The 6482-nt window shown below is 44.9% G+C and carries 5 protein-coding genes; 1 reads left to right on the forward strand and 4 read right to left on the reverse strand.

Features of this window, described 5'->3' with window-relative positions; translation table 11 throughout:
• The 3 genes from G614_RS28750 to G614_RS0123200 all read right to left on the reverse strand — a co-directional run.
• Nucleotides 1–453 (reverse strand): RHS repeat domain-containing protein (locus tag G614_RS28750; protein ID WP_044918701.1); only part of this gene is annotated, 453 nt, incomplete at its 3' end.
• 251 nt (nucleotides 454–704) lie between these two features.
• A complete protein-coding gene (locus tag G614_RS0123195) occupies nucleotides 705–1904 on the reverse strand; it encodes an RHS repeat protein (RefSeq protein ID WP_155245135.1) in 1200 nt (399 codons plus the stop codon).
• A gap of 98 nt (nucleotides 1905–2002) precedes the next feature.
• Nucleotides 2003–2407: an immunity 22 family protein gene (locus G614_RS0123200; protein WP_027643802.1), complete on the reverse strand. Its 405-nt coding sequence runs from the start codon at nucleotides 2405–2407 to the stop codon at nucleotides 2003–2005.
• 273 nt (nucleotides 2408–2680) lie between these two features.
• Between G614_RS0123200 and G614_RS28755 the strand changes: the two genes are divergently transcribed.
• Nucleotides 2681–3808: an IS110 family transposase gene (locus tag G614_RS28755; protein ID WP_044918703.1), complete on the forward strand. Its 1128-nt coding sequence runs from the start codon at nucleotides 2681–2683 to the stop codon at nucleotides 3806–3808.
• Nucleotides 3809–3978: 170 nt separating this feature from the next.
• Here the strand turns inward: G614_RS28755 and G614_RS0123210 are convergent.
• Nucleotides 3979–6482: RHS repeat domain-containing protein (locus tag G614_RS0123210; protein ID WP_027643803.1), on the reverse strand; the 2504-nt coding region annotated here is incomplete at its 5' end.

Here is a 6482-nt window from a genome sequence, read left to right on the forward strand (position 1 = left end):
GGCTTCATAGCCATGGGGACGGATTTCTTTTATCAGCTGGTCATTCTGGTTATACAGATACCGGGTGACTGCTCCTCCCTGTGTGACCTGATGGGTAAGGCGGTCCTTTAAATCATACTGATAACGGGTTTCCAGGCATTCGCCCTCTGCTCCGCGCACCATCTCACAGAGCAGGTTTCCTGCGGCGTCATAAACATAGCAGACCCTGCGGTCAATCTTATTCTTTTTGTCAATGGTTCTTTCTTCTGTCAGACGGTTGTTCCAGTCATAGCTTCTTTGTATCTCATTTCCATCTGGTGTTATAATTTCAGTCAGGTTTCCGCTTTCATCATAGGCATACCGGGTGACATACCGGGTGACGGCACCTCCCTGTGTGATCTGATGGGTAAGGCGGTCCTTTAAATCATACTTATAACGGGTTTCCAGGCATTCGCCCTCTGCTCCGCGCACCATCTCACAAAGCAGGTTTCCTGCGGCATCGTATGCATAGCAGACCCTGCGGTCAATCTTATTCTTTTTGTCAATGGTTCTTTCTTCTGTCAGACGGTTGTTCCAGTCATAGCTTCTTCGTATCTCATTTCCATCTGGTGTTATAATTTCAGTCAGGTTTCCGCTTTCATCATAGGCATACCGGGTGACAGCGCAGCGGATTGGACCATTCCCCTGGATGTCTTCTTCCTTCCTGATTCTCCATCCATTTTTATTTAGCCGTAGCGTATCCTGCGCTTGATGCCCTCCTCAATCACCCGCTCTTCCCGTGTGAGGTTTCCAAGGCAGTCATACTCATAGTATATTTTAGCCCCGTACCCATCTTCCACTTGGGCCAGACGGTTATTCTTATCATATGAAAACTGAATCCGCAGCCACTCAGACGGATCAGCGTCCCGCTCTGTCTCTTCCTTCCCGTACGCTTCTTCTATCTTATTCCCCTGCTGGTCGTACGAATATTTTATAACACGGTAATACGTTGTTTCTGCTTCACGTCTGACACTGACCTGCTGGCGCGTTATCTGGCCAAGACCGTTATACTCATAAAGGGTCTCTCTTCCTTCCCCGTCTGTCTCCCGGAGCACCTGGCCGTGCCTATCATATTCATAGCGCCGGATCTCATTCCCTTCCGGGTCTGTTACGGAAACAAGCCGCCCCATCTGATCGTAGGTATAAACATACCCCGGACCATCGTCCAGCGCCCTGTCATACGATTCCGGCATGACCTGTTTGACCAGGTTCCTTTCCGCATCATAAAACCGCCGCTCTATACCTCCGTCTGCATAATGGATACGGATGCAGTTCCGGTCCCAGTCGTACTCATAGCGCGTCCCGTCCCCGTCTTCACCGTTCACCTGATAGCTGACAGGATGGACCTCCCCGGTGATGTCCCCGTCAAAATTGCGGAACAGCCGTTTATGCTCATTTTCTGGCGAGACGGTATCCACAACACGTCCCAGAAAGTCATAGTAATATTCATAGCTGCCCGCCTGGTTCTTCCAGTTTTTCGCCGGATGATAAGAGGTCAGATTGCCCATCCGGTCGTAGAACCACCGGCTGGTATAGCCTTCCCCGTCCACTCTCTTGGTAACAAAGTTCCTGGAGTTATAACTGAGCATGACCGTGCCATAGGAATTCCCGACCGACATCCTGCGTCCGACTTTATCATATTCATAAACCGTCTCCTCCCCCTTAGGTGTAAGGATCCGGCTGGGGTATGCGCGGTTTGTCTCATACTGGAACTCAGTTTCATTTCCCAGGCCGTCCCGGCTGGCGGTACGCCGGCCCATTAGGTCATACCGATAGAGGGTCTCCCTCCACTCCTTGTCTGTAATCCGTTCTCTAACAGAAATCAGGTTGTGGTTCTTATCATATCCATTGACCGTCTCACGTTCTTCCGAATCCCAGACTTTCACTAAGTCATGGTTTTCATCATACTCAAAGTGTGTTTCCAGTCCATTGGGACTGATTTAGGAAATTTTCCGGTCATAATCATCATACTGCCAGCTTGTCCTTATCGATATTCAAATGAACCAACGAATTTAAAATAACCATACTGGTTTTCTATTTCTCTAACACTTCCATCATAGTCCAGATTGTAGATTAGAATTACACTGTTAAATTTATCGTCCATAACATCTTGAAATTTATCAATTAACTTAGGAAGTAAATCTTTCATATATGAATGACCTTCCAGTAAGTCCCACCCCTTTATATTGGGCTTATATGAAATTTCAAGAAAATCTTCATCATACCAACTGATAAGAAAATCGCAACCAAGCTCAAAAGGAATCTCTTCATTCTCAACTTTATCGTAGTCTATATGAACATATTCTCTCAAAACTTTTTCTGAACTTGTACTACACAGCCATAAAGAAGCATAGTTGTCTTTATCAAAATAATTATTTATATCCTTCATTTTTCCTTGTATGATGTTTATAGAAGCAAAAACAACATACTTCCTTTCTTTTCTTGTTCTGTGGTTTAATACATTCAGATACTGTGGACTTTTGATTTTTCCCTGTAGCTTGACTACTCAATAGGAGTGTATTGCCGCTACTTTTATCTGAATTGTTTATTAGCTGGATGTTGCCGGAGGGTTCTCGCTGAGTACTTATTTCAATCAAGTCTACGATGATAATCGTTGGTGGATATCACAGTATCAGACTTTATGAAAGGGAGGTTCAACCTTATGATCTACGTGGGCATTAATATTGCCAAATTCAACCATTTCTCCGCTACCATTTCTTCCAGCGGCGAAATCCTCATCGAGCCGTTTAAATTCTCTAATGGCTATGATGGCTTCTATCTGCTGCTTTCTAATTTGGCACCACTTGACCAGGACAGCATCATCATAGGACTTGAATCTACGGCACACTACGGTGACAACCTTGTTCGCTTCCTTATCTACAAGGATTTTAAAGTGCGTGTTCTCAACCCTATCATGACTTCATCTATGCGCAAAAATAATATTCGCAAAACCAAGACCGATAAAGTCGACACCTTTGTGATTGTTAAAACCGTTCTGATGCAGAATTCTTTAAGATTTCTGACCTTAAAGGATCTGGATTACATCGAACTCAAAGAACTTGGCAGATTCCGCCAGAAAACCATTAAGCAGCGTACCCGTTTGAAAATACAGCTAACTTCTTATCTGTATCAGGTCTTCCCGGAACTCCAGTACTTCTTCAAGTCTGGTCTGCATCAGAAGTCTGTCTACGCCCTCCTCAAGGAGGCTCCGACACCCAATGCCATTACCTCTATGCATATGACTCATCTCGCTCATATCCTTGAAAACGTTTCCCACGGCCATTTCAATAAGGATACCGCCAGAGAATTAAGAATTCTCGCACAGAGGTCCGTCGGTGTCAACGACAGTTCTTTCTCTATTCAAATAACTCAAACCATTGAGCAAATCGAGTTATTGGATAGCCAGTTATTTCATACAGAGCTTGAAATGGCAAATCTTGTCACCTGCCTGCACTCTGTCATTATGACCATTCCGGGCATTGGTAGTACCAATGGCGGAATGATACTGGGGGAAATCGGTGATATCCACCGATTCTCCTCGCCCAGTAAGCTGCTTGCATTTGCGGGGTCGAATCCTTCGGTCTATCAGTTCGGCAACTTTCAGGCGAAGAAGACTAGTATGTCCAAACGCGGCTCACGTGTTCTCCGCTATACCCTCGTAAATACAGCACACAATGTTGTAAAGAATAATGCGACTTTCAAAGCGTATTATGATTCCAAGAGAGACGAAGGTCGGTCCCACTATAATGTCCTTGGGCACTGCGCCGGCAAGCTTGTCAGGGTCATCTGAAAGATGCTTACTGACGAAGTGGAATTTAACCTCGAATAAGAGGTCTGTATACCAACATCGATCGATTTTGAAGGGCACCTTTCGGGAGCTTTATTAAAGTTACCCTTTTTACCACCGACAAGAAAAATAATTTTTTGTTAATTTATACTTGACTTTTCATAGCTGGTCTCCTAACAATTGTTTGCCTTTATTTGGTCTTCTCCTTGTTCTGCATTCAAACGATTAATATAATCTATTGCTTCTTGATTCTGTAAATCACCTGGTAATCTCGCTGAACCAGGGTACATTACTCCGTCTATTTCTATTTCTGGCAAACGGTAATCAGCCCATGTTCTTAAACGTCTTTCAAAGGTTGCATAATCCGGTGATGTATCAATTATATCTAATATTTCATTATGAGCAATTGTTGAACCTGTACCACCATGATTTCCAATTGGATTTATAAAATCTATTTCAGATATCAAACTTCTATTGGACTTTATGTCCTCCATTGACCGCCCCCAATATTTAAAAGTATCTGCTCGCCCGGCCATAAGCCATTCGTGATATTCTCCTGGATATCGTATCTGTGTTTCAATATATTTTCGTGACGATTTATCCGACCATACAGAATCAAATTCTGTTGAACTTATTGAATCATACCATTCATTAAAACCACTTTGAGAAGGAGGGATTTTACCCCAACCATTATCGTATTCCTTACCTGCATAACCACTGGGATCATAATAAGTTACCGGATTGTCGCCACAGTAGGAATACAGATTCAGGCCATCACCATGGTATGAATCTTCCTGCATAAATCTTCCCAAAGCTGGCACATAGTATCTCGCCCTCAGATAATACTGCTCTGTTTGGGCATCATACATCTGCCCTGTATACCGTATCCGGTTAGATGTATACTCAGTTTTTTCCAGTTCCCATCCAAAAGCATCATACTGATAATAGTTCTGGATATTTCCTATGGCATCTGTTATGAGAGCCGCACTTAGCTGTTCATCTTGATGGTAGTAATAAACCTTCTGCCCAATCTGACTTGCCTCAATTCCAGCACCAAGGTAATAGCTGGTCTGGTTTTCTTCACCCCTTTCATATAAAAGTTCCCCTCGATGATAGACAAATTGAATCAGCTTCTCATTCTCCCTCATCTCGCAGCGAAGATTCTCCGCATCATAGCGGTTCGCCTGTACGTTTCCCTCTCCTAGCCTTACCTCGATCTGCTGATTCTTGGTATTATATAGGAACTTCTTTATCCCTGACGGGCTTTCTTCCCTTATTATACTTCCCTGTGGGTCATATATAAAGTGCCGTTTTCCTCGGCATCCCACCTCACTAACTAGCTGATTTTTCTCGTTATAGCGGTAACTGGTTACCTCTTTCTTATTCACTCTCTGGAGCCGGTTCCCGGCCGCATCATACGTGTAACAACATGCATCCCCATTCCGATTTTCCTCGAGCAGCTGCCCCCTGATATCATACTGATACGTGACAGAGAGATTATTGCTTTCACCGCCTGCCAGCTTCTGTTCTCCAATCTTTGAGGTTCGGTTCCCATTCCCATCATACTCATACCGGAAAGAGAGCAGGATTTCTCCTCCGACTTTGGTTTCCAGACAACTGATGTTTCCACTGTCATCGTACTGATAGCGGGTCACAATGCCATTTCCGTATGTTATCTGCTCCAAACGGTCCAGACAGTCATACGCATAATCCACTTCCATACCGCTGCTGTTATAAATTCGGCTCATCCTCCCGAGGAGGTCATACTCATAGGAGACTGTAATCCCCTCCGGGTTCGTCATCCGAATCATCTGTCCGGCGTTATCATACTCATAGGAAATCAGCCGCTTTCCACTGGAACGCTTTTCTTTTAAAAGCCCCTGCTCATTATAATGATACTCATAAGAATGCCCGTCACAAACAGCACGCATCAGCCGGCCGAGGCTATCGTACCCATAGGTTGTGATGACCGCATTTTCTCCGTTTTTATCAGTGGCTTTTTCATACACAGGATTACCAAACACATTATAAGTCCGATATACCTGGTTCCCATTCCGGTCAATGTAAAGCGATAGATTTCCGCATTCGTCATACTGGAATGTTTCCACATAGCCCATCTGGTCGATACGTTCCCGCACCTTTCCAAAGCTGTTATAACGGTATTCTACCGTATTTCCATTCCTGTCAGTCGCATTGATTACCTGCCCGGACGGTGAATAGCTGTACCGTTCCTTCACTCCGTCAGAGAATCCGACTTCCGTAATCCGTCCCCAGTGGTCCACGTCATAGCGGATCTTCTCGCCGATGCCATCTATAATCCCGGTTATCTGTCCCCTGGCGTTGTATTCATAGCTTTGGAGCTTTCTCTGCCGGGTTCCGCTTCCTCTTATGACATCCTTTACCTGACCATCCAGCGTATAGTTAAGTCCTGTTTCGTTTCCAAGACCGTCCTTTTCCGCCACCGGCAAATCCTGGAGGTTGTAAGCCTGCTCCTTTACCAACTGCCCGAGGCCATTGATGGTCCGCACCAGGTTTCCCCTGCAGTCATAACTGTAAGCGGTTCCTGTCCCTTCATCGGTCCTGGCTTCATAGCCATGGGGACGGATTTCTTTTATCAGCTGGTCATTCTGGTTATACAGATACCGGGTGACTGCTCCTCCCTGTGTGACCTGATGGG

Source organism: [Clostridium] clostridioforme AGR2157 (assembly GCF_000424325.1).
GTDB lineage: Bacteria > Bacillota > Clostridia > Lachnospirales > Lachnospiraceae > Enterocloster > Enterocloster clostridioformis_A.

What these genes read in the sequence shown, in the direction of transcription:
- G614_RS0123200 (WP_027643802.1), bottom strand. Translation starts at nt 2,407, where the DNA reads ATGAAGGATATAAATAATTATTTTGATAAAGACAACTATGCTTCTTTA.
- G614_RS28755 (WP_044918703.1), top strand. Translation starts at nt 2,681, where the DNA reads ATGATCTACGTGGGCATTAATATTGCCAAATTCAACCATTTCTCCGCT.